At 67.5% G+C, this 24,477-nt stretch carries 17 protein-coding genes and 2 pseudogenes; 11 read left to right on the top strand and 8 right to left on the bottom strand.

Annotated features, from left to right (window positions below; genetic code table 11):
* Positions 1 to 34: 34 nt before the first annotated feature.
* Positions 35 to 4,018 (bottom strand): non-ribosomal peptide synthetase, encoded by a 3,984-nt coding sequence (locus FB600_RS06870; protein WP_186467850.1) that lies wholly within the window; start codon positions 4,016 to 4,018, stop codon positions 35 to 37.
* A gap of 637 nt (positions 4,019 to 4,655) precedes the next feature.
* On the opposite strand from FB600_RS06870, the gene FB600_RS06865 reads away from it, so the two are divergent.
* The 10 genes and pseudogenes from FB600_RS06865 to FB600_RS06820 form a co-directional block, all read left to right on the top strand.
* Positions 4,656 to 5,807, top strand: a complete 1,152-nt coding sequence (locus FB600_RS06865) for a sensor domain-containing diguanylate cyclase (protein ID WP_145756419.1) — start codon at positions 4,656 to 4,658, stop codon at positions 5,805 to 5,807.
* A 337-nt stretch (positions 5,808 to 6,144) separates the two neighbouring features.
* A complete protein-coding gene (locus FB600_RS06860; RefSeq protein WP_046575963.1) occupies positions 6,145 to 6,549 on the top strand; it encodes a Fur family transcriptional regulator in 405 nt (134 codons plus the stop codon).
* Between the two features lie 47 nt (positions 6,550 to 6,596).
* Positions 6,597 to 7,814 carry a zinc metallochaperone GTPase ZigA gene (gene zigA, locus FB600_RS06855; protein ID WP_025101876.1) on the top strand — a complete coding sequence of 406 codons (1,218 nt, stop codon included), beginning with the start codon at positions 6,597 to 6,599 and terminating at the stop codon, positions 7,812 to 7,814.
* Positions 7,815 to 7,873: 59 nt separating this feature from the next.
* The gene (gene folE2 / locus FB600_RS06850) at positions 7,874 to 8,791 is read left to right on the top strand and encodes a GTP cyclohydrolase FolE2 (RefSeq protein ID WP_145756418.1); all 918 of its coding nucleotides are present in this window, start codon (positions 7,874 to 7,876) and stop codon (positions 8,789 to 8,791) included.
* Positions 8,788 to 10,218, top strand: a complete 1,431-nt coding sequence (cysS, locus tag FB600_RS06845; RefSeq protein ID WP_145756417.1) for a cysteine--tRNA ligase — start codon at positions 8,788 to 8,790, stop codon at positions 10,216 to 10,218. The genes folE2 and cysS overlap by 4 nt, the downstream gene beginning before the upstream one ends.
* A gap of 29 nt (positions 10,219 to 10,247) precedes the next feature.
* Positions 10,248 to 12,263 (top strand): threonine--tRNA ligase, encoded by a 2,016-nt coding sequence (gene thrS, locus FB600_RS06840; protein WP_222432916.1) that lies wholly within the window; start codon positions 10,248 to 10,250, stop codon positions 12,261 to 12,263.
* Entirely contained in the window at positions 12,260 to 12,766 is a 507-nt protein-coding gene (hisI, locus tag FB600_RS06835) for a phosphoribosyl-AMP cyclohydrolase (RefSeq protein ID WP_145756415.1), read from the top strand. Before thrS ends, hisI begins: the two co-directional genes overlap by 4 nt.
* 25 nt (positions 12,767 to 12,791) lie before the next feature.
* The gene (locus FB600_RS06830) at positions 12,792 to 13,853 is read left to right on the top strand and encodes a homocysteine S-methyltransferase family protein (RefSeq protein ID WP_145756414.1); all 1,062 of its coding nucleotides are present in this window, start codon (positions 12,792 to 12,794) and stop codon (positions 13,851 to 13,853) included.
* Positions 13,850 to 14,728: a PIG-L deacetylase family protein gene (locus tag FB600_RS06825; RefSeq protein ID WP_145756413.1), complete on the top strand. Its 879-nt coding sequence runs from the start codon at positions 13,850 to 13,852 to the stop codon at positions 14,726 to 14,728. The genes FB600_RS06830 and FB600_RS06825 overlap by 4 nt, the downstream gene beginning before the upstream one ends.
* A 12-nt stretch (positions 14,729 to 14,740) precedes the next feature.
* Positions 14,741 to 15,406: pseudogene (locus FB600_RS06820) on the top strand (aldehyde dehydrogenase family protein); the annotation flags it as partial.
* Positions 15,407 to 15,447: 41 nt separating this feature from the next.
* Here FB600_RS06820 and FB600_RS06815 read toward each other — a convergent pair.
* The 5 genes and pseudogenes from FB600_RS06815 to FB600_RS06795 all read right to left on the bottom strand — a co-directional run bounded on the left by FB600_RS06815 (position 15,448) and on the right by FB600_RS06795 (position 20,774).
* Positions 15,448 to 16,919: pseudogene (locus FB600_RS06815) on the bottom strand (MFS transporter).
* Between the two features lie 149 nt (positions 16,920 to 17,068).
* Entirely contained in the window at positions 17,069 to 18,244 is a 1,176-nt protein-coding gene (locus tag FB600_RS06810) for a glycoside hydrolase family 5 protein (RefSeq protein ID WP_244102683.1), read from the bottom strand.
* 336 nt (positions 18,245 to 18,580) lie between these two features.
* A complete protein-coding gene (locus tag FB600_RS06805; RefSeq protein WP_145756411.1) occupies positions 18,581 to 19,324 on the bottom strand; it encodes a YoaK family protein in 744 nt (247 codons plus the stop codon).
* 95 nt (positions 19,325 to 19,419) lie between these two features.
* Positions 19,420 to 20,265 (bottom strand): c-type cytochrome, encoded by an 846-nt coding sequence (locus FB600_RS06800; protein WP_145756410.1) that lies wholly within the window; start codon positions 20,263 to 20,265, stop codon positions 19,420 to 19,422.
* A gap of 275 nt (positions 20,266 to 20,540) precedes the next feature.
* Complete coding sequence (locus FB600_RS06795) at positions 20,541 to 20,774, bottom strand: hypothetical protein (RefSeq protein WP_025101773.1); 234 nt, start codon at positions 20,772 to 20,774, stop codon at positions 20,541 to 20,543.
* A 338-nt stretch (positions 20,775 to 21,112) separates the two neighbouring features.
* Here FB600_RS06795 and FB600_RS06790 point away from each other — a divergent pair, with 338 nt between their 5' ends.
* Positions 21,113 to 22,051: a LysR substrate-binding domain-containing protein gene (locus FB600_RS06790; protein WP_145756409.1), complete on the top strand. Its 939-nt coding sequence runs from the start codon at positions 21,113 to 21,115 to the stop codon at positions 22,049 to 22,051.
* Here the strand turns inward: FB600_RS06790 and FB600_RS06785 are convergent.
* Both FB600_RS06785 and FB600_RS06780 read right to left on the bottom strand, forming a co-directional pair.
* The gene (locus FB600_RS06785) at positions 22,020 to 24,158 is read right to left on the bottom strand and encodes a phosphocholine-specific phospholipase C (RefSeq protein ID WP_098151506.1); all 2,139 of its coding nucleotides are present in this window, start codon (positions 24,156 to 24,158) and stop codon (positions 22,020 to 22,022) included. The genes FB600_RS06790 and FB600_RS06785 overlap by 32 nt on opposite strands.
* A 34-nt stretch (positions 24,159 to 24,192) precedes the next feature.
* A complete protein-coding gene (locus tag FB600_RS06780; RefSeq protein WP_025101770.1) occupies positions 24,193 to 24,468 on the bottom strand; it encodes a hypothetical protein in 276 nt (91 codons plus the stop codon).
* Positions 24,469 to 24,477: the final 9 nt, after the last annotated feature.

Genomic DNA, 24,477 nt, shown 5'->3' with positions numbered 1-24,477 from the left:
GACGGCGCGATGCATTCGCATGCATCAGCTGCCGTCATGCATTCTCGGTAGCCATAGGCGAACCTGTCGACGCCTCTCCATTTTTCAAGCCCCGCTCGAGTGCGGCCGCAACGATCGGCCCGATCCTCGCGAGTGCCTGCGCGCTCATCATCGTTTCGTGCAGGCACTCGACGTCATGCGTCTCGATTCGGCCCTGCACATAGGGCTGCCATCCACTAACCTCGCGCTGTGGATAAGCATCCGCCTGACTGAGCACAGCCCTCAGGAACAGCACATCGCCATGGAATATCTCCGGCGCGAACATGCCGGCCAGGGCTGGTGCGATCTGGAATTGCCGCACGATCGATGCGAACGTCGGTTCGCTGATCGTCTGGAACATCAGATTGCTCCGCGCCAGGTGCGCTTTCAGCGTTGCTATCGTCAACGGTTCGGCGGTTGTCGGTTGGCGTGAATCCGAAAACGCTTGCATCAGCACCCCCATGACTTCCGCTTCCGTCGGCGAGGAAATAGCTTCGATCTCCGCCATCGGATAACCGTCGAGCATCGCGAGCAACGCCACGCTCTCGCCGGCAAGCTGTAGCTGCGTGGCAATCGCATGCGCGATATGGCACCCGAGCGACCAGCCGAGCAGATGATAAGGGCCACTGGGCTGCACGCCGCGGATTTGCCGGACGTAATCCAGTGCCATCTCCTCGATCGACTCCACTTGTTCGTCCGCTTCCGCGAGTGCGCGCGCTTGCAGGCCATAGAGCGGACGATCTGGCAGATGGTGAGCGAGGCCCGCATATGGCCAGCTGAAACCGCCAGCCGGATGGATGCAGAACAGCGGCGGTTTCGATCCCAGCGTCTGAATCGGCAGGAGCATGGCCAGCGCGTCGGACTGAACCGCCGTGTGTACTCGCGGCGCCAATTGCGAGACAGTCGGCGCCTCGAAGAGCGTGCGAATCGACACATCGTGCCCGAATGATTCACGCAGCCGCGCGAGCATGCGGGTGGCCAGCAGCGAATGGCCGCCGAGCGCGAAGAAGTTGTCGTGCCGGCCCACGCGCTCGACGCCGAGCAGTTCGGCCCACAACGCGGCGATGGTCTGCTCGGTGTCGCCTTGCGGCGCTTCGTATTGCGCCTGCGCGAACGCCTCGTCATCCGGCTCCGGCAACGCGCGACGGTCCACCTTGCCGTTCGGCGTCAGCGGCAAGGCGTCGAGCACGACGAACGCGGCCGGCACCATGTATTCTGGCAGCCGTGCAGCAAGGTGCTCGCGCAAGTCACGCACGAGTTCGGCACACGGCGCGGCGTCCTGCAAGCTCACATAAGCCAGCAAGCGAGCATTGCCCGCTGGATCCTGCCGAGCAACGACGATCGCCTCGCGCACCGCCTCGTGCGTGGCGAGCTGTGCCTCGATCTCCCCGGGTTCGACTCGGAAGCCACGCACCTTGACCTGCTCGTCGTTACGACCGAGGAACACGATGTTGCCGTCTGGCTGGTAGCGCGCGAGGTCGCCGGCTCGATACATGCGCGCCTCGGCATCGCCCTCAGCACGCGCGAACGGATCCGCAAGGAAGCGTTGCGCGGTGAGATCGGGGCGATTGAGGTAGCCTCGCGCGACACCGGCACCGCCGATGTAGAGTTCGCCGATTGCGCCCAAGGGAACCAGCGCCTGATTCTCATCGAGCAAGTAAATGCGCGTATTCGCGATCGGCTTGCCGATCGGATAAACCGTGTCGCCGGCAGACGGCTCGATCTCGCCCGAGGTCGCGACGACCGTGGTTTCGGTTGGGCCATAGTTGTTGACGATGCGCAGCGATGGCGGCAGTCCCGAAGGCAGCGACGTCACACGATCGCCGCCGATCAGCAGCGATTTCAGCCCCGGAGGCAATTCAGACTGCATCGCCAGCAGTGCCAGCGGTGTGACGAGGAATGCGCAATCCATCGACTGTTGTCGCCACCAGTTCAACAACGCAGTGGCATCGGACGACAGCCCAGGCGGCGGTAGTAACAAGCTTGCGCCAGCACACAGCACGGGCCAAAGCTCCCACACGCTGGCGTCGAAGGCCAGGCTTGCGGTGGCAGGGACACGAGAGCCCGCCCGTAACTCGAAGCGATCGATATGCCAAGTCACGAGATTCGCGAGTTGGCGATGCTCGACCATCACGCCCTTGGGCGTGCCGGTGGAACCTGACGTGTAGATCACATAGGCAAGATGCGATGAATCCAGCCCGAGCGAGCGCGGCGGAAGATCATCCGAAGGCAAGTCATCCCACGGCGCAGAAGACACGCTCAAGTCAACCATCACATGCCTGGCCAGACGCGCCTCGCCAAGCACTTCACGCCCAACCGCGTCGGCCAGCATGACGGGCGGTGCCGCATCATCGAGGATATGAGCGAGGCGCGCACTCGAATAGGCGGGATCGATCGACAGGTAAGCGCCACCGGCCTTGAATATCGCAAGCAACGCAACAACCATCGCGACGCTTCGCTCCACACACACGGCAACCGGAATATCCGGTCCAACGCCGAGCTTGACGAGATAACGAGCAAGCCGATTCGCACGCGCATTGAGCTCGCCATAAGAAAGCTGCTCATCACCCGCGACCAGCGCAATCGCCTCGGGCATATGCCCTGCCTGAGCCTCGACCAACTCATGGACACATCGATGCCGAGGATAATCCGCTTCCGTCGCATTCCACGTCTGCAGCAACAAGCGCCGCTCGTCAGCATCGAGCAAATCGATCCGCTCGATCGGCTGCTCCGGATCCGCCAGCGCCGCCTCGATGAAGTGCAGCAAACGCTTCCGATGCGCCTGCACGCTGGCGTCGTCATAAAGCTCGGCGTTCGCGTCCACATGCAGCGTGCAGCCGGGATCGCGCGGATTGCCCGTCACGGTCACCGCGAAATCGTTGACCAGGCCATTGGCGAGCGCGTGCAAGGTCGCGCGGCCATCATCGAACTCCCAGCGGTTGTCGTAGGGAACGATATTGATGCGCGGACCGAACACCGGCCCGGCGAACGCACCGCGCATCTGCCTGATCTCCTTCACGCGGAACTGCTGGTGCTTCATGTGCGCGAAGACTTCGGTGCTCACCTGGCGCGTCAGCTCCGTCAGCGTCGTGCCCGGCGTGATGGGCAGCCGCATCGGCAGGATATTGGCGAACATGCCGGGCAGCGCACGCGTCTCCTTGCTGCGCGCCGAAACCGGAAAATCGAACACGGTTACACGGCCGTTGCTCATCCGGTAGAGATAGGCCGCCACGATGGCGGTGAGCACGAGCGGCCACTTCGCGATCCGCGTCTCGATCTGGTCGAGCTGGTCGATGAATGCAGCGGGAAGCGGCGCCGATGCCCGGTTGAAGAAACCGCTCACACGGGGCGCCGCACCGGCGATCGTTTCCGTGGCAGGCAGGGCATGGACGTAGTCCTGCCAATACTGGCGGTCGCTCGCGTAGCGCGGCGAGGACCGATACGCGCGATCGCCGCTCATCATCAGGTCGATCGCCCCGAAGTCCGCCTCGGGAACCGGCGCCTGCCGCATCAGCGCCGTGTAGATCGCCGCCACCCGGCGCGTCGCGAGCGGGATGCTGGCGCCATCCATCACGATATGGTGATAGCGCTGGTACCAGACATGCCGCTGGTCGCCCAGCTTGAACAGCGTTTGACTGAACAGCCTGCCGGAGAGGACATCGTAGGGACGATTCGATTCGGCCTGCATCGCATTCCAGCAAGCCGCGAATGGATCGTCCTCGCGCGAGACGTCGATGAACGTCGGCTCGAAGGCATCTCCGCCAGCTTCGAATTGAACCGGCCCCGACGATGTTTCAAGGAAACGGAAATGCAGGATCCGGGCTTCCTCGATGAAACGGCGCACCGCCGCCTCGAAAGCCGGGTAATGGATCGCCCCCCCGATATCCACATAGGCACGACTGTCGAACAAGGGATTGTCGGGCTCGCGTTGCTGCGAAAACCACATTTCCAATTGCGCCGCGGTGAGCTCCAGAATTTCATGAGGGTTTTTGGCGTTCAAAATTATCCTCGTCATTATTTAGCGCGGGCAGTGCGCCACGGCAGCGCGGGAATTATTGGCGGTTGCCCATGCAATATCATCGAGCGTTTGATAAATCGAAAAACCGGGCTGATTCCTGCCGATTTCACGGCAACTCGCCGGCGGATATAGCCGATTGCCCAGGCAGGAGCAACCGAGCCGGGCATGAGAGCCCGGCTCGGTTTTTCGATTCACCTGGATTGAATATTCCGTCTACGGAAAGATTTGAAACATACTGTATCACGACGATGACAAGGAAATTACCCCTTGCATTCCGATACATTTGAAATCATGCGCCATCAATAATAAATGGCACCTTTGATTTTAATTTCAGTAATGGTGAAAATAATCGCCGTTCAATTTCAATTCCATCCAACAGCTAGACCGTCCTGATCGCCGCGCCGCGGGCGGCTACGCGGCACGCCGCCATCGTTTCAATCCGGCCCCGCGCGATACCGGGAAGCCGCCGCTCGATCACGGCACCGCCGAAACGAGCGCCGCTCCCCTCGATGAATTGCGCCCGTCACGCCTGAAATTTGAACATCACGGAGTTGTCGAACGTTCAGCGTAAAATGCCGCCAGCCGCCGCGACGCACCGGCATAGGCCTTTACGTCAGTAATGCACGTCGACCTTCTTACCCTATATTTCCTCGCGATCGGAACGCTGTTCGCCAGTGCCGGACTGACGTTCTGGGAGCACCAGGCTCATCCCCATCGCAGCAAGGCATTGCGGATCCTGGCCGCCGGCTATACCACGCTCGGCGTGGGCTGCGCCGTGGTGCTGGTGCGCCGCGCCATGCCCGGCGCGTCGGGCGCCGCGCTCAGCAACCTGGTGATCCTCGGCGGCTACCTGCTGATCCTGGGCGGGGTGGCGGCGCTGAACGGCCGCCGCGCGACGCGCGTGGCGATCGGCGTGCTGGCGGTGGACGCGCTGGCCTGGGCGATCTGCTGGACGCGCTGGGCGGACGTGATGTGGTACTACGTCAGCGCCCTGCCGATCGCCCTCGTGAGCGGCATGACCACCCGCGAACTGCTGCGCTGCGAGGGCATGAAGGCCCTGCAGGCGCGCCGCATCGCGATCCTCGTCACCGGCCTGCATGCGCTGTTCTATATGGCGCGGGCGCTGGTGCTGCCCTGGCTGGCGCAGCGCTACGGCATGCCGCTGGTGATGCTGGCGAGCCAGGCCACGCTCTACGAGGGCGTGCTGTATTCCGTGATCCTGCCGATGACGCTGCTGCGTCTGATCCGCGAGGAAACCCATGGCCGCCTGCTGCGCGAGGCCCAGACCGACTACCTGACGCGCCTGGGCAATCGCCGCTGGTTCTTCGAGGAAGGCATGCGGGTGATCCAGGCGGCCGGCGGCAAGCTGCCATTCGCGGTGCTGGCGCTCGACCTCGACCAGTTCAAGCGCATCAACGACCGTTACGGCCATCACACCGGCGACGAGGTGCTGAAATCGTTTGCGGAGGTGGCGCGCACCGTGTTGGGGTCCGAAACGATCCTGGCGCGCATTGGCGGCGAGGAATTCGCGGCGCTGCTGTCGAGCTACGACGCCTCGCGCGCCGCGGAACTCGGCGAGTACGTCGCGCAGCGCTTCGCCGAGACGATCGCCGCCAAGATCGACGGCATCGACATCCAGGCCACCGTCAGCATCGGCCTGGCGCGCTACGAGGCGAACTCGGTGCCACCCCTGGCCGAGATGCTGGCCGCCGCCGACGCCGCGCTCTACACGGCGAAATCGCTCGGCGGCAACCGGCTGGTGCAGGGCTAGGCGCCCGGCCTGGGGCCACCGCCCGCTGCCTCGGCACCAGCACTTCATCAGGTCGAACAGCTCGCGCATCGAGCGCCGCCAGCAAGGCGCCTGCCTGACGCAGCCGCCGAGCCAGCGCCGGCGTATGCGCCAGGAATATCTGGCCGATCGCAAACGTCGTCAGCGCATCGCGCCGCTCGTTGACGCGCTGGTCAAGCGCCCGCCTCTACCTCGCTCCCTTCTCTTTACCGCCACACGGCACCCTACGCGCCGCCTCGAGATGATATAACATATCATTTTCGTATCCCGCATCGCATCCCGACGTCGCGATGCCCGAGGCCGGCCCCGGAGGATTCCCATGCGATTGACCGTCAACCAGCAGCGCGTGCTGGCCGCCCTCAGGCAGGCGGCCGGCCCGCTCAGCGCCTACGCGCTGCTGGCGCGGCTGCGCGAGCAGGGTTTCAGCGCGCCGGCCCAGGTCTACCGGGCGCTGGAGCGGCTCACCGCGCAAGGCCTGGTGCACCGGCTCGAATCGCTGAACGCCTACCTGGCCTGCCGGCAGACGGCCGCCTGCGGGCCCGGCCTGCTCGCCTTCGCGATCTGCGACGAATGCGGGCAGGTCGACGAATTCGTCGACCCGGAAGTCGGCCGCTGCCTGGGGCACTGGATGCGCGAGCACGCATTCTCCCTGCGCCAGGCCGCCATCGAGCTTCACGGCCAGTGCGCGGCCTGCGGCGCACGTGAACAGGCCACGCACGGCTGAGTCGCCATCGAGCGAAGCCAGCGCGCGCCATTATCGAGATCCCCAAGATGAGCCAAGCAACCTCCACGTCCCCCTCTCCCGGCAGCCTGCCGGTCACGGTGCTGTCCGGCTTCCTCGGCGCGGGCAAGACCACCTTGCTGAACCACATCCTCAACAATCGCGAGGGCCGGCGCGTGGCGGTGATCGTCAACGACATGTCGGAGGTGAACATCGACGCGGCCCTGGTGCGCGAGGGCGGCGCCGAGCTGTCGCGCACCGACGAGAAGCTGGTGGAGATGAGTAACGGCTGCATCTGCTGCACGCTGCGCGAGGACCTGCTGGAGGAGGTCGACCGGCTGGCGCGCGAAGGCCGCTTCGACCAGATCGTGATCGAGTCGACCGGCATCTCCGAGCCGCTGCCGGTGGCCGAGACCTTCACCTTCGAGGGCGAGGACGGCCGCAGCCTCAACGAGATCGCCCAGCTCGACACCATGGTGACGGTGGTGGACGGCTACAACTTCCTGCTCGACTACAGCTCGCGCGACAGCCTGCAATCGCGCGGCGAATCGCTGGGCGAGGAAGACCGGCGCACCGTGGTCGACCTGCTGATCGAGCAGATCGAGTTCTGCGACGTGATCGTGTTGAACAAGATCGACCTGATCAGCGACGCCGAGCGCGAGCGCCTGATGGCGATCCTGCGCGGCCTGAATCCGCGCGCGCGCATCGAGCTGGCCGAATTCGGCAAGGTGCCGCTCGAGCGCGTGCTCGGCACCGGCCTGTTCGATTTCGACGAAGCCTCGAAGGCGCCGGGCTGGCTGCAGGAAATGCGCGGCACCCACACGCCCGAAACCGACGAATACGGCATCCGCAGCTTCGTCTATCGCGCGCGCCGCCCGTTCCACCCGCAACGCTTCCACGCGCTGATCGATAGCGAATGGCCCGGCGTGGTGCGCTCGAAGGGTTTCTTCTGGCTGGCCAGCCACCCCACCCTGGCCGGGAGCTGGTCGCAGGCGGGCGCCGTGGCGCGCCACGGCCCGGCCGGCTACTGGTGGGCCGCGGTGCCCGAGGAGCGCTGGCCGCAGGATCCGGAGGCGGTCGCCGCGATCCGCGCCAAGTGGGACGAGCGCGTCGGCGACGCGCGGCAGGAACTGGTGCTGATCGGCATGGACATGGACGAAGCCTCGATGCGCGCCCGGCTCGATGCCTGTCTGCTCAGCGACGAGGAAATGTCCCGCGGCCCGGCCGTCTGGACCACCTGGCCGAGTCCGTTTTCCGACTGGCCCTGATCGAACCAGCGTTCCTTGCTCCAGACCGGGTGGGGACGCATCTCCACCGAACCGAGAGCATGAACGCAGCCCTCCCCGACGTCTCCCTGACCGACCTCGCGCCGAGCCTGAGCCCACTGGCCTGGGTCGGCATGCAGCAGATCGACCTTCCCGTCACGATCGACGAGCCCGGCTATCGGCGCGCCCTGCACGCGCGCGCCGACGTGCAGGTCGATCTGCCCGCCCCGCAGGTCAAGGGCATCCACATGTCGCGCCTGTATCGCCTGCTCGACACGCTCGGGCACGACGAGGCGCTGTCGCCCGCCGGCCTGGTCGCGCTGCTGCAGGCGATGGTCGACAGCCATCGCGACTGCGACAGCCGCAATGCGCGCCTGCGCCTGCGGGCCGAGCTGCTGACGCGCCGCCCGGCCCTCGTCACCGAGGGTCTGTCGGGCTGGAAAGCCTACCCGGTGCGCATCGACGCGACGCTGATCGACGGCCGCCCGAGCCTGCATGCGCGCGTCACGGTCGCCTATTCGTCGACCTGCCCGTGCTCGGCGGCGCTGTCGAGGCAACTGGTGGAGCAGGCCTTCCTCAAGGACTTCGAAGCGAGCGCCGCGCTCGACCCGGCGGAAGTCGCCGCCTGGCTGAAGCGTCATGCCACCTTGGCCACGCCGCACAGCCAGCGCAGCGAGGCCGAGGTGAGTATCGGGATCGCCGCCGATGCGCGCGACTTCGGCCTGCTCTCGCTGATCGACCGCATCGAGGCGGCCGTCGCCACGCCGGTGCAGACGGCGGTCAAGCGCGCCGACGAACAGGCCTTCGCGGCGCTGAACGGCGCCAACCTGATGTTCGTCGAGGATGCCGCGCGCCGCATCCAGGCCGCGCTCGCCGGCCTCGGCGGCGCACACGTGCATGTGCGCCACCTGGAAAGCCTGCATCCGCACGACGCGGCAGCCTGGTCCGTGCCGGCGCGAGCGGGAGGCGTTCAGCCATGAGCGACGCGATCCGCCTGCACAACACGCTCACGCGCCGCAAGGAAGTCATTCGGACCTCCCGGCCCGATCGCGCCACGATGTACGTCTGCGGCCCCACCGTCTACAACTTCGCGCACATCGGCAACGCGCGGCCGGCGGTGGTGTTCGACGTGCTGGCGCGCCTGCTGCGCCACGACTATCGCGAGCTGGTCTACGCGCGCAACTTCACCGACGTCGACGACAAGATCAACGCGGCCGCGGCCGCCGCGGCCTTGCCGATCGGCGCGATCACCGAACGCTACATCGCGGCCTATCACGAGGACATGCAGGCGCTGGGCGTACTCGCGCCCGACCTCGAACCGCGCGTCACCGAGCACATCCCCGAGATCGTCGCCCTGATCGAAACCTTGATCGCGCGCGGCCATGCCTATGTCGCGGAAGGCCACGTGCTGTTCCATGTGCCCTCCTACACCGACTACGGCCAGCTCTCGGGCCGCCGCACCGAGGACATGATCGCCGGCGCGCGCGTGGAAGTGGCGCCCTACAAGCGCGATCCGCTCGACTTCGTGCTGTGGAAGCCCTCGACACCCGAGCTGCCCGGCTGGGACAGCCCCTGGGGCCGCGGGCGCCCCGGCTGGCACGTCGAATGCACGGCGATGATCGGCCGCCACCTCGGCCATACCATCGACATCCACGGCGGCGGCCAGGACCTGATCTTCCCGCATCACGAGAACGAGATCGCGCAAGGCAGTTGCGCCCACGACGCGCTGTATTGCCGGACATGGGTGCACAACAGCTTCGTCACCGTCGACGGCCAGAAGATGTCGAAGTCGCTCGGCAACGTGCTGCTGGTGCGCGAGCTGCTGGCCGAGGCGCCCGGCGAGGCGATCCGCTTCGCGCTGCTGGCCACGCACTACCGCAATCCGCTGCACTGGAACGCGCGGCGCCTGGCTCAGGCGCGGCAGACGCTGACGCGCTGGTACGGCGCGCTGGCGTGTGTCGAGGCGCCCGGCGGCGGGCCTGCTCCGGCCCAGTCCGTCGAACCCGATGCGCTGGTGCTGGCCGCGCTGCGCGACGACCTCAACGTGCCGCTCGCGATCAGCCGCCTGCACGAACTCGTATCGCAGCTCGCCCACGCCACCGATCCCGACGAGCAGCGCGAGGCCGCGGCGCGGCTGCGCGCCTCCGCGGCGCTGCTCGGGCTGCTACGGCAGCACGCTCCGAGCGCCCTCGCCGCGCTGCGCCATCAGTCCCGCGATCCGCGCCATGCGTCGCTGACGCCCGAGCGCGCCGAGGCGCTGGTGGCCGAGCGCGATGCCGCGCGCCAGCGTCGCGACTTCGCCCGCGCCGACGCGCTGCGCCAGCAGCTCGACCACGGCGGCGTGCTGCTCGAGGACACGCCGCACGGCACGCGATGGCGTTTCGCCGATCACGAGGTGCAGCCATGACGCCTCCCCCCTCTCCATTTCCCGACGCCATGATTCCTTCCGCCCTGGCCGAATCCATCGACCTCACCCTGCCCGACGGCTCGCGTCGCTGCTTCGCGACAGGCACCACGGTGGCCGAGGTGGCCGCCGCGATCGGCCCCGGCCTGGCCGGGCGCGCCGTCGCCGGCGAACTCGACGGCCGGCTGGTCGATCTCGGCGACGCCATCGACCACGATGCACGGCTTCGCATCATCACGCCCGCCGACGAGGAAGGGCTCGCGATCATCCGCCACTCCTGCGCCCACCTGCTCGGCCACGCGGTCAAGCAGCTCTACCCGGACGCGAACATGGTGATCGGCCCGGTGATCGATGACGGTTTCTACTACGACATCGCCTATCCGCGCCCCTTCACGCCCGAGGACCTGGCGGCCATCGAGCAGCGCATGCGCGAGCTGATCGACCTCGACTACGCGGTGATCAAGCGCGTGCTGCCGCGCGAGGAAGCGATCCGCCTGTTCCGCGAGCGCGGCGAGGCCTACAAGCTGCGCCTGATCGAGGCGATGCCCGAGGTCGCGGCGATGAACCTCTATTTCCACCAGGAATATGTCGACATGTGCCGCGGCCCGCACGTGCCGAACACGCGTTTCCTCAAGGCCTTCAAGCTCACGCGCCTGGCCGGCGCCTACTGGCGCGGCGACGCGCGCAACCCCCAGCTGCAACGCATCTACGGCACCGCCTGGGCCGACGCGCGCCAGCTCGCGGCCCATCTCGAGCGGCTGGAGCAAGCCGAGCGGCGCGACCATCGCCGGCTCGGCCGCGAGCTCGACCTGTTCCACTTCCAGGAAGACGCGCCCGGCGCGGTGTTCTGGCATCCGCGCGGCTGGACCGTGTTCCGCGAGCTGATCGCCTACATGCGCCGCCGCCAGGAGGACGCCGCTTATGTCGAGGTCAACTCGCCCGACGTGATGGACCGCAGCCTGTGGGAGATCTCGGGCCACTGGCTCAACTATCGCGACCACATGTTCACCACCGCCACCGAGGACGGCCGCTCGCTCGCGCTCAAGCCGATGAACTGCCCCGGCAGCGTGCTGCTGTACCGCCACGGCCTGAAGAGCTATCGCGACCTACCGATCCGCATGGGCGAGTTCGGCAAGGTGCATCGCTACGAGCCTTCGGGCGCGCTGCACGGCCTGCTGCGCGTGCGCCACTTCACGCAGGACGACGCCCACATCTATTGCACGCCCGCGCAGATGGACCAGGAATGCCGCGCCGTGGTGGCGCTGGTGCTCGACATCTACCGGCAATTCGGCTTCGAGGAGGTGCGCATCAAGCTCTCCACCCGGCCCGCGAACCGGATGGGCGACGAGGCCACCTGGGATCGGCTGGAAGGCGCGCTGGTGAACGCGCTCGACACGACGGGCCTGGATTACCGGCTCAACCCCGGCGAAGGCGCGTTCTACGGCCCCAAGCTCGAATTCGTGCTGCGCGACGCGATCGGCCGCGACTGGCAATGCGGCACGCTGCAGGTCGACATGAACCTGCCCGAGCGCTTCGGCATCGAGTACGTCGACGAGGATGGCCAGCGCAAGCGGCCCGTGATGCTGCACCGCGCGCTGTTCGGCTCGCTGGAGCGTTTCATCGGCATCCTGATCGAGCATCACGCCGGCAAGCTGCCGCCCTGGCTCGCGCCGGTTCAGGCGATGGTGCTGTCGATCAGCGAGGAACACGCCGACTACGCGCGCGACGTGGCGCAACTGCTGACCGCCTCCAGCCTGCGCGCCGAGGCGGACCTGCGCCGCGAGAAGATCGGCTACAAGATCCGCGAGCAGACCCTGCAGCGGATTCCATTCCTGCTGGTGGCCGGCGCCCGGGAACGCGAAACCGGCAGCATCGCGATCCGCTCGCGCGGCGGGCTCGACCTCGGCACGCTGCCGCTCGCGCAGGCCGTCGCGCTGCTGGTCGACGAATGCCGGGCACCCGACCAGGCCGCGCGCATCGCGGCACGGCAGGCGCTGTTCGCGCGCGTCGGACTGCATACCCCGAACACGACAGGAGCATTGCAATGAGCCAGATACCCAAGGACACGGCGAGCGAGGGCGTGACGCTGGCCTCGCGCGATTCGATCGAGCAGGTCGAGGAGGGCCATGCCCTCGCGCCGCGCTTCGACCGCGACGGCCTGATCGCCTGCATCACCAACGAGGCCGCCAGCGGCGAGGTGCTGATGCTCGGCTACATGAACCGCGAGGCGCTGGCGCTGACCATCCGCAGCGGCGAGGCGCATTACTGGAGCCGCTCGCGGCAGGCGCTGTGGCGCAAGGGCGCCACCAGCGGCCTGGTGCAGCGCGTCGAGGAGATGCGCATCGACGACGACCAGGACGCCGTCTGGCTGCGCGTGAGCGTGGCCGGCTCCGGGGCGAGCTGCCATGTCGGCTACCGCTCCTGCTTCTATCGGCGCGTGCCGGTGGGCGCGCAGCACGAGCAGGATCCGGCGCTGGTCTTCACCGAGGCGCGGAAGACCTTCGATCCGCTGCAGATGTACGGCGACGCGCCCAATCCGACGATCCTGTAACCATCGAACCCGCACGAGGACCATCATGGCCCGGCATCCCGCCATCGACATCGACTACACACGCGGCGCCGGGCTGGCGCGGCTGCTGCAGACGCGCATCGCGATCCTCGACGGCGCGATGGGCACCATGATCCAGCGCGAGCGCCTGGGCGAGGCCGAGTTCCGCGGCGAACGCTTTCGCGACTACCCGCGCGACCTGAAGGGCAACAACGAGCTGCTGTCGCTGACGCGGCCGCAGCTGATCCGCGAGATCCACGACGCCTATTTCGCGGCCGGCGCCGATATCGCCGAGACCAATACCTTCGGCGCGACCTCGATCGCGCAGGCCGACTACGGTCTCGAAGCGCTGGTGCGCGAGATGAACCTCGAATCGGCGCGGCTCGCGCGCGCCTCGGCCGACCGCCATGCCACGCCCGGACAGCCGCGTTACGTGGCCGGCGCGATGGGGCCCACGCCGCGCACGGCCAGCATCTCGCCCGACGTGAACGATCCCGGCGCGCGCAACGTCAGCTTCGACGAGCTGCGCGAGGCCTATCACCAGCAGGCGGCGGCGCTGCTCGAAGGCGGCGTGGACCTGTTCCTGGTCGAGACCGTGTTCGATACGCTCAACGCCAAGGCCGCGCTGTTCGCGCTCGACGAGCTGTTCGAGCAGACCGGCGAGCGGCTGCCGATCATGATCTCCGGCACGGTCACCGATGCCTCGGGGCGCGTGCTGTCGGGGCAGACCGTGGAAGCGTTCTGGAATTCGCTGCGCCATGCGCGCCCGCTCACCTTCGGCCTGAACTGCGCGATGGGCGCCGCGCTGATGCGGCCTTACCTGGCCGAGCTGGCCAAGCATTGCGAGACCTATATCTCCTGCTACCCGAACACGGGGCTGCCGAACCCGATGAGCGAGACCGGCTTCGACGAAACGCCCGACGTCACCTCCAGCCTGCTCGGCGAATTCGCCGAGGCCGGCCTGCTCAATATCGCCGGCGGCTGCTGCGGAACCACGCCCGAGCACATCGCCGCGATCGCGCGGGTGATGCGCAGCAAGGCGCCGCGCGCGCTGCCCGGCCGGCCCGTCGCGGCGGAGCCCGAGGCATGAACCAAACGCGGCCGGCCGACGGCGTGATCGACTACCTGGATGCCTTCGATCGCCTGCTGCAAGCGCGGCTGCCGATGCCCGAGCCGGCCGGCCCGCTGCCCTCGATCAAACTCGATCGCGATCGCCCGCTGGCGATGCTGATCTCGCCGCATCCCGACGACGAGTGCCTGGTGGGCGGCCTCGCGCTGCGCCTGCGTCGCGAGGCCGGTTACGCGGTGCTGAACCTGGCGGCCACGCTCGGCAGCCGCGTCGAGCGCCGCGAGGCGCGCTGGTGCGAACTGAGCCAGGCCTGCGCGCGGCTCGGCTTCGCGCTGGCCGATGCCGGCTTCGCGGGCCGCGAGCCGATCAGCGAGGCGCGCCGCCATGCCGACCCGGCCAGCTGGGAACGCGACGTCGCGCTCCTGGCCTCGCTGCTCGACCGGTATCGTCCGCGCCTGCTGGTGTTCCCGCATGCGCGCGATGGCTCGGCCACCCATATCGGCGTGCACCGGCTGGTGCTCGATGCCCTGCAGCGATGCGAACGGCCGCTGTGGCTGGCACAGACCGAGTTCTGGGGCACGCTGGACGATCCCAACCTGCTGCTGGAACTGCGCAAGGCCGAGGTCGCCACCCTGCTCGATGCCCTGCTCTGCCATCGCGGCGAGATCGCGCGCAATCCCTATCACCTGCGCCTGGCTTCCTGGCTGTCCGACTCGGTGCGGCGCGGCGGCGAGAACGTGCCCGGCGCCGGCGCGCAGCCGCCGTCCTTCCCGTTCGGCGCGCTGTATCGCGTGGATCGATGGAGCGGGCGGGCGATCGAAACCGTCGAACGGCGCGCCATCCTCGATGGCGGCGCCGACCTGCGCGAGCTGTTTCCACCGCTCGACGCGCGCTGAGCGCTTCTCGCCTCAGCCGAGGGGCTGGTGCTCGGCTTCCTGAACCAGGGCGAAATCTGCACCTGCCCGTCGCGCGCGCTGGTGCAGGAATCGATCTACGAGCCCTTCATGGAGCGCGTGATCGAACGCGTGCAGCGGATCCGCCAGGGCGACCCGTTCGATACCGAGACCACCATCGGCGCGCAGGTTTCCGAGCAGCAATACGACAAGATCCTCGGCTACCTGACGATCGCGCGCGAGGAAGGCGCGCAGCTCCTGGCCGGCGGCGCGCCGGGCAGGCTGGCGGGGGACCTGGCCGGCGGCTACTACGTGGAGCCGACCCTGGTGAAGGGCCATAACCGCATGCGCGTGTTCCAGGAGGAGATCTTCGGGCCGGTGATCGCCGTCACCACCTTCCGCGACGAGGCCGAGGCGCTGGCGATCGCCAACGACAGCATCTTCGGCCTGGGCGCCGGGCTGTGGACGCGCGACGCGAACCGCGCCTATCGCGTGGGGCGCGGCATCAAGGCCGGCCGCGTGTGGACCAACTGCTATCACCTGTACCCGGCGCACGCGGCCTTCGGCGGCTACAAGCAATCGGGGATCGGGCGCGAGACCCACAAGATGATGCTCGACCATTACCAGCAGACCAAGAACCTGCTGGTGAGCTACGACGCGCGGCCGGTCGGGCTGTTCTGATCGGGCACGGCGGCAAGAGGAACGCGGCGCGCCGTTCTCGTTCAGGCAGCCTGTTTCGCGAGCGCGGCCGCCGGCTCGGCGTCGCGATAGTCTTCCGCGTCGATGTCGTAGCCGGAAGGCTCCCAGCGCAGCAGCAGGAGCGCCGTCAGCGAGGCCAGCGGCGCCAGCGCGATCAGCCAGAACACCCGCGTGCCGAACGTGGCGGCCAACACCGGGAACAGGAACAGCGACACGGTGGACAGGCCGCGCGCGACGGTCTGCGAGAAGCCGACGCCGACGCCGCGCAGCGAGGTGGGATAGCTGAGCGTGGCGTAGGTCATCGAGTGCGAGCCAGGGCCGAAGCCTTGCCCGAACAGGTAGGCGCCGAGCAGCAGGATCGCACCGACAACCAGGGCCGCGCCGCTCGGCTTGCCGATCAGCGCCAGGCCGATCAAGGACGCGAACTGCAGGGCCACCCCGGCCACCGTCATCTTCCAGGCGCCGATGCTGGCGGCCGTGCGCACGCCGATCAGGCCGCCCACGAAGGCGAACAGCAGGTTCAGCGCCAGCGCGGCGACGATGGTGGTGAGCGGTCCCTGCTTCAGGAAGCTGGCGAGGATCACCGGCAAGCCGTAGACGATCGCGTTGTAGCCGAACGAGGACGCGCCGCCGATCACCAGCGTCAGGATGGTGCGCTTGCGATAGGTGGGGTTGAACAGGGCCGCGGCGTGCCGCGCTCGGCGCCCTCGGCCACCACCGCGTCGATGCCGTGCGAGCGCTTGAGGATGCGCGCCGCGCCCGCCAGGTCGCCCTGGTTGGCGGCCCACACCGGCGATTCGCTGATGTAGCGGCTGCGCACCGCGATGATCGCCAGCGCCGGCACCGCGCCGAAGGCCAGCACCACGCGCCACAGCCAGCCGAGCTGCGCATCGGGCAAGACGGCATAGAGCCCGAGGATCAGCAGGTAGCAGGCGCTGGTGGCCGCGTACCAGGCCGGGCACCAGGCGGCGATGCTGGACGCCTTGTTGCGCTTGCCCGAGACGCGCGAGAACTCGGCCAGGAAGGCCATCGCCACCGGCAGGTCGAGGCCGACGCCGATCCCCATCACGAAGCGCGAGATCGCCAGCACCCAGGCATTCGGCGCCAAGCCGGCGGCGATCGCTGCGACCACGAAGAACACCATGTCTGCCATGAACACACGATAGCGGCCGATCCGGTCGGTGAGGTAGCCGCCGGCCAGGGCGCCCACCAGCGCGCCGAAGGTGATCGCCGATGACACCAGGCCGACCTGCACCGGGCTCAGCGCGAACTCGCGCGCGATGTCCTTGATGCCGTAGGCCAGCGAGGTGAGGTCGTAGGCGTCGAGGAACACGCCGCCCAGCGCGATCGCCACCACCGCGCGCGCGTGGCCGCCGGGCGCGGCGCCGCGGTTGGCCAGGCGCGCCACGTCCTGGGCCGAGCGGATCAGCTCGGGCGCGCCGGCGGCGGAATCGGCGTGCGCCGGCGCGGCGCGATCGAAAGCGAGGGTCGACATGGTTCGGCTCGTCAGCAGGAGGAAAACGAGTTGCGACTATATCGACCGGAAATACGCGCTCAAATGCCGATTTCGGGGATCCATATCGCGCGCGCTGCGTAGGCGGCGCGCGGGGATTCGGCTGGGGAAACGGGCGAGCCCCTTTTTTCTCAATACGAAGGCCTGATATTGAGCGCCGTGTTCTTCGCGAAGGTCGCGCTGGTCGACCACAGCCGCCACTTGCGCTCGATCTCGGAAGCCGAATCGGTAGACACGTTCGGGCGCGCCGGCCAGAAGGTCGGGTCGTACCAGCCCCAGTAGTTCGGCGCGGTGCCGTTGACGGCCTTGTAGGCCCATTGCGTCCAGCTCAGCCCGGCGTTGTTGTAGGCCGTGATGCAGTACTGCCAGACGCTCGGGTCGGTCGAGAAGGCATTGAACTCGCCGACATAACCCGGCACGTTCCAGGAGGCGTGATTGGCGAAGTCGCGCGCCTGGTTGTCGGCGCCGTTCTTGATCACCGAGGCGTTGCCGTTCGCCCCCCACTGGTACTCGTGCATCTCGTAGACCACGTTGGTCCAGCCGTATTGCGAAGGTGGCGGCAGCATGTCCCAGTTCCAGTTGCCCCAGGTGCCCTCGATGAAGATCATGTGATCGGGATCGATGCTGCGAATGCTGTTGTAGAAGCGCGAATAGGCGCTCCACACGGCGTTGTTGTTCGGCGCGCCGGTCGGTTCGTTGATCAGGTCGTAGCCGGCCACGGTGGTATTGCCCTTGAAGTGATTCGCGATCTGCCACCACAGCCAGGCCGTATCCGACTGGAATTCGGTGTTGCTCCAGAACGCATTGCGATTGCCCTGGCCGGTATCCACGTCGGTGCCCTGACCGCCGATCACGCCGTGCATGTCGAAGATCACGTAGATGCCGTTGGCCGCCGCGTTGGCCACCAGCTGGTCGAGCTCGACAAAGGCATCGCTGCGCCAGCCCGGAATGGTCGGATTGTCGAGATCGAAGAACTGCCCCCACCACAAGGGCACGCGCACCACGTTGAAACCGGCGGCCTTGATATTGGCGAAATCCTGGGCCTGGATCCAGGTGTCCTGGTAGGCCTTCATCAGCGCGCGTTCCTCGGTCACGCCGTAGGCGGCGTCGAGCTGCTTCATCACGCTGTAGGTATCGGTCAGGCTGCCGGCGTCCATCGGCGACATGTAGCCTTCCATCACGAACCAGCCGCCGAGATTGAAACCCTTCAACTGGACCGTCTTGCCGCTGGTATCGACGATCTGCCGTCCACTCGCGTGCAGCATCGACAAGGCCGCCTGCGCATCGGCGCCCGAGGCGGCGAACATGGCGAATGCGGCGGAGGCAAGGATGGCAGCTTGACGGAGACGTCCGATGGCGGACTTGCGGGGCGTTTTCATTCAGTATTCCTGTTCGAATGTCCGATGCCTGGCATCGGGCGCGTTGCAAACCAGGCCGCTTCGGCGAAGCGGCACGGGGGCTCGGCACGGCAAACTCATCGTCGCGACACGTGAGGCGTTATTCACTTTTCTTGGGGTGTCGGCGATGACTCGGCAAAACGCGAGAGGCATTCGAATCAAATACCATTTCCCTGCTGCCCGCAATGCGGGAATGGTATGGTCCGCGGCCCGAATCGATATCAATAAGAATTCGGAATGAAGCGATCAAACACGGCGCGTCAGCATGTCGTCGAAAACCGGGACAAACGCGAGCGCGAACACCACCAGCGCGAGCGGCACGGTGGCGATGAAGCCGAGATGGCCGAAGCCGAGCGCGCCCACCACGCCGCCGGACAGGAAGGACAGGAGCAGCGTGCCGAGCAGTACGATCTTCTGGCGATCGGCGCGCACGCGCTCCCCCGGATCGCCGCCGGCATTCCAGTACAGCAGCTTGCCGAGTTCGATGCCGATATCGGTCACCAGGCCGGTGACATGCGTGGTGCGAATCTCGGCCTTGGAGATCTTGGTGATCATCGCGTTCTGCAGGCCCATCACGTAGCAGAGCAGGCAGACCGTGACGGGCACGAACAGCAGGCGATGGATTTCGAGGTTGGCACCGAGCAGGCCGAACGCCAGCAGCAGCGATGCCTCGAGCAGCAGCGGGATCGCGTAGCGGCTGCGCAACTGCCGGCGGCGGCCCCAGTTGATCAGCATCGCCGAGCTGGCCGCGCCGGCCAGGAAGGACAGCAGCGAACCCAGGCCGGCGGCCACCAGATCCAGGTGGCCGAGCGCGAAGTTGTCGGCCAGCGAGGAGACGATGCCCGACATGTGCGAGGTGTATTGGCCCACCGCCAGGAAGCCGCCGGCATTGGCGGCCCCGGCAACGAAGGCGAGCGTGCCTCCCAGGCGGCGATTGGCGGCGTCGCTGCGCTGCGGCGTGGTGAAACCGCGCAGGTAGTTGATAGGCATCCGGCAGGCTCCCGATGTGGATCACGCGTCGACGGCCGGCTCGCGCTGGATGGCGAGCCCCGCGACGCCCTGCATTGTATCGAGCCCGCGGCCGGCTACCTGGCAGCCGATGCCGGGTGCTTGCGCCCTGCCATGTACGCCAGGTAGCTCACCACCAGATCGATCTCGCGATCGCTGAGCTGCGCCGTCGAGAAGGCCGGCATCGCGCGGCCCGGCCAATCGCGCACCGAAGCGGGGTTGCGGATATAGCGATGCAGGGCGCCCGGCTGGAAGTATTCGGTCGGGTTCATCGGCAGGTTGAGGTCGGGGCCCGTGTTCGAGCTGCCCGCGCCGTTCAGGCGATGGCAAGCCAGGCACTGCGTGATGAACAAGGTCTGGCCGGCGCGCACGGGATCGGTGGCCGGCAGCGCGGCATCGACCGCGAGCGCGGGCCAGCGCGCCGCCGGCGAGGGCTGCAGGGCCAGGTGCGTGACCTGGTAGGGCCACTGCTCGCTGCGCACCGAGGCGGCCTGCCTGCCGACCCAGACCAGGTAGAACGGCCCCGCGCCCACCGCCTTGCCCGGCAGCTTCGGCCAGGGCCGCGCCGGCTCCTCGATCGCCAGCCACGCCACGGCGCGCGACGGATCGCGGTTGAGCACCAGGTCCATCGGCAACTGCGCGGCGAAGCCATCGGCGGCGCGTGTTTCGAGTACCTCGCCGGCCGGCAGCGTCGTGCCCGCCAGCAGGTCGGCCAGCGGCACCGCGCGATAGCGCATCGGCTTGCCGTAGGAGACATCGCGCGCCACTTCGATATCGGCCGCGTCGGCGCGCGCCAGCAACGCGGCACGCGTGAAGGAGACGGTCTTGCCGGCGGTGGCGAGGTCGACGGCGGGTTCGGCGGCCAGGGCATGGCCGATCGCGCAGATCGCCCACAGCAGCGCGCACAGGCTTCGTTTCAGCATGATTCTCGGGTCAGTCGTATCGGTCGAAGCGGGGCGCCTCCACGGCGCGCCCGGGCCGCGTGAATTATCGACAAAGCGCGGCGGCGTGTCGAACGACTTTCCGGGCGGGAAGCCCATGTCGTGGCCGCTCCCGGGCCGCGACGATTATCTTTTCACTTTTCCATCACTCACTGAACATATTTATTAATTCAACGATTACTGACATACCGAATGTGAAAATCACACTCCCGCCCGACGCCGAACCGCGACAACATCGATTCGGCGCCGCCCGCATTTCACTTGTTGACGTTCTCGCAACTCTTGGGATCGTCGCCCCAACTCTTGCCGCCGCCGTTCTTGCATTGCTGCTTGGTGTATTGCTCCGGCGGCCCGTTCTTCGGCAGCTTGCCGTCGTCCGGGCAGTTGTGGTGGTAATAGCAGAATGCCTTTGCCGCCGCGTTCGCGGCATTGCCGCCAATCAGCAAGCCGCTGGCCAGCGCGATCAAGACGATTTTTCCGAGCTTCGACATCGTGGTCTCCCGAGCTTGAAAACGACGAAAGAACCGCCACGCGGTCATACCTGGATTCGAAATGGCGTCCGCAATGACGGAACCGGAATCAGATTATTCCCGGCCAACATGGCGGTCAACGCATTTCAATACGATTCCCCACCTACCATTCCGGGATTTTAAAAACATCGGATGCTATTCATGGCGGGATATTGAAAAATCAATCCCATCGTTCTCATCTGCATTATCGAATCGATGCAGGTATTCCCGGCAAACCCGTGCCCCCTGCCATCAAGCCGACATGCGGCCGCCACACACTGCCCGCTCCTTCCGCCTGTCGCCCGCGCGCGCCTCCCGCCATGCTCCCCCTGCTTCTCGCCGCCTTCTACGAAACCGCCCGCCAGGGCAGCGTGACCGCCGCGGCCAGGCGGCTCGACATGAGCCAGCCCACCATCACCTCGCGAATCCAGCAGCTCGAGCGCCATTACGGGGTCGAGCTGTTCCATCGGCGCGGCAACCGGCTCGACCTCAGCGACGTGGGCGCCTCGCTGATGCCGCTGGTCGGCCAGATGATGCAGATCGAGAACGACATCGACTTCGCGCTGCGCAACGAACGCGAACTGCGCACCGGCAACCTGCGCGTCGGCACCACCGGCCCGTTCTACATCCTGCCCGCGATCGCGGCATTCCGGCGCCAGTATCCGGCCGTGAAGATCAGCATCGAGATCGGCAACTCGCAGCAGGTGCTGGACGCGCTGGTGGATTTTCGCGTCGATATCGCCGTCTCCTCGCAGCGCGACGACGATCCGCGTTTCGTGCGGCACACCATCGCCAACGATCCGCTGGTGGTGGTGGTGCACCCGTCCCACCCGTTCGCCACGCGCGAGGCCATCCCGCTCGCGGCGCTGGCCGGCGAGGCGCTGCTGCTGCGCGAACCGGGCTCGCGCACGCGCTCGATGATGGAAGACGTGCTGCGGCTGGCCGGCATCGAACTGCCCGCCAGCGTGATCGAGCTGGGCAGCCGCGAGGCGGTGCGCGAGGCGGTGCGGCACGACATGGGCTGCACGCTGATGCCGCGCGGCGAGGTGGGCAGCGATCCCGAGCTGTGCGCGATCCCGCTGGTCGACGAGATGCCGCCGATGCACGAGTACCTCTACTACCTCGACGCGCGCGGCGGCACGCGGCTGATCTCGGCCTTCATGGCCAATGTCGAGCGGCGCGCCGGCTCGCGCACCGACGAAGGCGAGCCGCCGCCCGCCGCCCGGCTCAGCCGAGCACGCCCATTGCCGGATCGCTGATGCCGTCGCGGCCGGTCTCGACGCGGCCGGCGAAGCGCCGCGACAGGCCGTTCTCGGCGCTCAGCGTGAAGTCGTACCAGCTGCTCGAGGCGTCCAGCGTCCAGTACGGCTCGACCTGCATGCCGGCCGGCACCGCGTAGCTCCACGGGCCGTCGCTGCGATAGGCGTTCGAAGTCACCGTCACCTGGCTGGCCGCCTTGCCGACGTTCATGATGGTGAGATAGACCGCGTTGTTGGTCGGGTCGTAGCAGACGCGCACCTCGGGAGCCGGGCCGTTGGCGGCCGCGCTCACGTTGCCCTTGAACTCGCGCAGGAAGCCGTTCGGCCCGAGCACCCAGAGGTCGTAGCTGCCCGCGTCGTCGGCCACCGCGTTCCAGGAATCCGACAACTGCTTGCCGGCCTCCACCGTATAGCGACGCGGCACGCGATCCAGGTGCAGCTTGTCGTAGACGTGGAACACCGCGCCGGCCGAGCCGGTATTGCTGAACGACAGCCACAGCTTGCCGCCCGCCACGTCGGCGTTCGCGCTGGTATGCAGCTCGTAGGGCAGCGCACGCGAGCCGCGCGTGCCCGATTGTTGCTTGGGCATCGTCTGCGCGCTGACCGACGGCACCGGCACCGCGCCCGCGTGGCTCTGCTGGGTCGACTGCGCGTCGGCGGCGGCCTTGGTGGGCGCCGAACGCGCGGTGGTCGCGGCCGCGTTCGGGTTGCGGAAATTGAAGGCCGAGGTCAGGTCGCCAAACACGGCGCGGCGCCACGGGCTGATGTTCGGCTCCTGGATGCCGAAGCGCTGCTCGAGGAAGCGCAGCACCGAGGTGTGGTCGAACACCTGCGAGTTGACCCAGCCGCCCGCGCTCCACGGCGACACCACGAACATCGGCACGCGCGGCCCCGCGCCATACGAGAGGCCGTCGGGCTTGAGCGGCGAGGAATCGCCGATGGGGTTCGGCACCGTGAAGTATTCGTACTGCGTGGTGACGGTGGAATTGCCCGCGTAGCTGCCGTCGGCATTGCGCGTGGGCGCGTTCGGCGGCGGCATGTGATCGAAGAAGCAGTCGTTCTCGTCGTAGTTCACGAGCAGCACCGTCTTGCTCCAGACATCCGGGTTCGCGGTCAGCGTGTCGAGCAGCAGTTGCAGGTAGTAGGCGCCCTGCCCCGGCGTCGACACGCCCGGGTGCTCGCAATAGGCTTGCGGCGACACGATCCAGCTCACCTGGGGCATGCGGTTGGCCGCGATGTCGTCGGCCAGCGCCTGCAGGAAGCCGCCGTCGGGCATGGTGTTGCCGATCCCCTTGTAGAGCGGCGAGAGCGCTTCCATGGCCGGCGTGTAGGGCGCGTCCGGCGAACCCGCCAGGGTCTCGTTGACCTTGCGGAAGGTGGCGAAGCCGGCCAGCGGGTTGTCGGTGTAGTTGTCGGGCTGGTTCTGGTAGACCTTCCAGCTCACGCCGGCCGCCTGCAGGCGCTCGGGATAGGTGGTCCACGACAGGCCCGTGGCCGACGGGCCGAAATCGTCCCAGCCGTTGTTGTTGACCACCGCCGTGTTCGAGCCGGTCGGGCCGTTGGTGCCGGTCCACTGGAAGATGCGGTTCGAGTTGGTGCCGCCGTGCAGCGAGCAGTGATAGGCGTCGCAGATCGTGAAGGCGTTGGCCAGCGCGAAGTGGAACGGCAGGTCGCCCTGCTGCAGGTACCCCATCGAGGCATCGCCCTTGGAGGCGGGCCAGGCGGTCATGCGCCCGCCGTCCCAGGCGGAATGCGCGTCGGACCACGAATGCGCGCCGCCCACCAGCAGCGCGTTGCCCTTGGTGCTGTCGAGGTAGAACGGCAGCACCGGGCGCACGCCGTCGCTCTGCTGCCAGACCGTGGCGCCGCCCGGCTGCGGGATCGTGAAGCGATCGCCGAAGCCGCGCACGCCGGCCATGCTGCCGAAGTAATGGTCGAAGGAACGGTTTTCCTGCATGAAGATCACGACGTGCTGGACGTCGTTGATCGTGCCGGTCTGGTTGTTGGCCGGAATCGCCAACGCGCGGCGAATCGCCGGCGGGAACATCGAGAAGGCCGTACCGGCGGCGGCGGCACGGAGGAAGGAGCGGCGGTCGATGAGGGTCATGATCGGATCTGGGTTCGTCGCGGGAAGGCGCGCGTCACGGCGCGCAGCGCAGCTGGGCATTCAGCGAGGGCGACGGCAGCGCGGTCGTCCCCGAGGCCGGGCACGGCCCGGCGCCCGGCATCACCACGATCGGCACCGGCGCGCTGGCGCCGCCGGAGCCGGCCGGCGCGGCATCGGCCTGGGTGGGGGCCGGCGCGGCGCCGTCCGAGGAGTCGCCGCCGCAGGCGGCCAGCAGCACGCTCAGGGCGCAGGCGGCCAGCAGCGCGCGCACGAGATGGGCGCCGCGGCGGCCCGGGAAATTCGCGTTCATGTCGGCGTT

Source organism: Burkholderia sp. SJZ089 (assembly GCF_007828315.1).
Taxonomy (GTDB): Bacteria; Pseudomonadota; Gammaproteobacteria; order Burkholderiales; family Burkholderiaceae; genus Burkholderia; species Burkholderia gladioli.
This window is presented reverse-complemented; position numbering and strand designations above follow the sequence as displayed.

Excerpts from the sequence above, each read along its gene's own strand:
- FB600_RS06865 (WP_145756419.1), top strand. The coding sequence starts at position 4,656 with ATGCACGTCGACCTTCTTACCCTATATTTCCTCGCGATCGGAACGCTG.
- FB600_RS06860 (WP_046575963.1), top strand. The coding sequence starts at position 6,145 with ATGCGATTGACCGTCAACCAGCAGCGCGTGCTGGCCGCCCTCAGGCAG.
- zigA (WP_025101876.1), top strand. The coding sequence starts at position 6,597 with ATGAGCCAAGCAACCTCCACGTCCCCCTCTCCCGGCAGCCTGCCGGTC.
- folE2 (WP_145756418.1), top strand. The coding sequence starts at position 7,874 with ATGAACGCAGCCCTCCCCGACGTCTCCCTGACCGACCTCGCGCCGAGC.
- cysS (WP_145756417.1), top strand. The coding sequence starts at position 8,788 with ATGAGCGACGCGATCCGCCTGCACAACACGCTCACGCGCCGCAAGGAA.
- thrS (WP_222432916.1), top strand. The coding sequence starts at position 10,248 with ATGATTCCTTCCGCCCTGGCCGAATCCATCGACCTCACCCTGCCCGAC.
- hisI (WP_145756415.1), top strand. The coding sequence starts at position 12,260 with ATGAGCCAGATACCCAAGGACACGGCGAGCGAGGGCGTGACGCTGGCC.
- FB600_RS06830 (WP_145756414.1), top strand. The coding sequence starts at position 12,792 with ATGGCCCGGCATCCCGCCATCGACATCGACTACACACGCGGCGCCGGG.
- FB600_RS06825 (WP_145756413.1), top strand. The coding sequence starts at position 13,850 with ATGAACCAAACGCGGCCGGCCGACGGCGTGATCGACTACCTGGATGCC.
- FB600_RS06810 (WP_244102683.1), bottom strand. The coding sequence starts at position 18,244 with ATGTTCGCCGCCTCGGGCGCCGATGCGCAGGCGGCCTTGTCGATGCTG.
- FB600_RS06805 (WP_145756411.1), bottom strand. The coding sequence starts at position 19,324 with ATGCCTATCAACTACCTGCGCGGTTTCACCACGCCGCAGCGCAGCGAC.
- FB600_RS06800 (WP_145756410.1), bottom strand. The coding sequence starts at position 20,265 with ATGCTGAAACGAAGCCTGTGCGCGCTGCTGTGGGCGATCTGCGCGATC.
- FB600_RS06795 (WP_025101773.1), bottom strand. The coding sequence starts at position 20,774 with ATGTCGAAGCTCGGAAAAATCGTCTTGATCGCGCTGGCCAGCGGCTTG.
- FB600_RS06790 (WP_145756409.1), top strand. The coding sequence starts at position 21,113 with ATGCTCCCCCTGCTTCTCGCCGCCTTCTACGAAACCGCCCGCCAGGGC.
- FB600_RS06785 (WP_098151506.1), bottom strand. The coding sequence starts at position 24,158 with ATGACCCTCATCGACCGCCGCTCCTTCCTCCGTGCCGCCGCCGCCGGT.
- FB600_RS06780 (WP_025101770.1), bottom strand. The coding sequence starts at position 24,468 with ATGAACGCGAATTTCCCGGGCCGCCGCGGCGCCCATCTCGTGCGCGCG.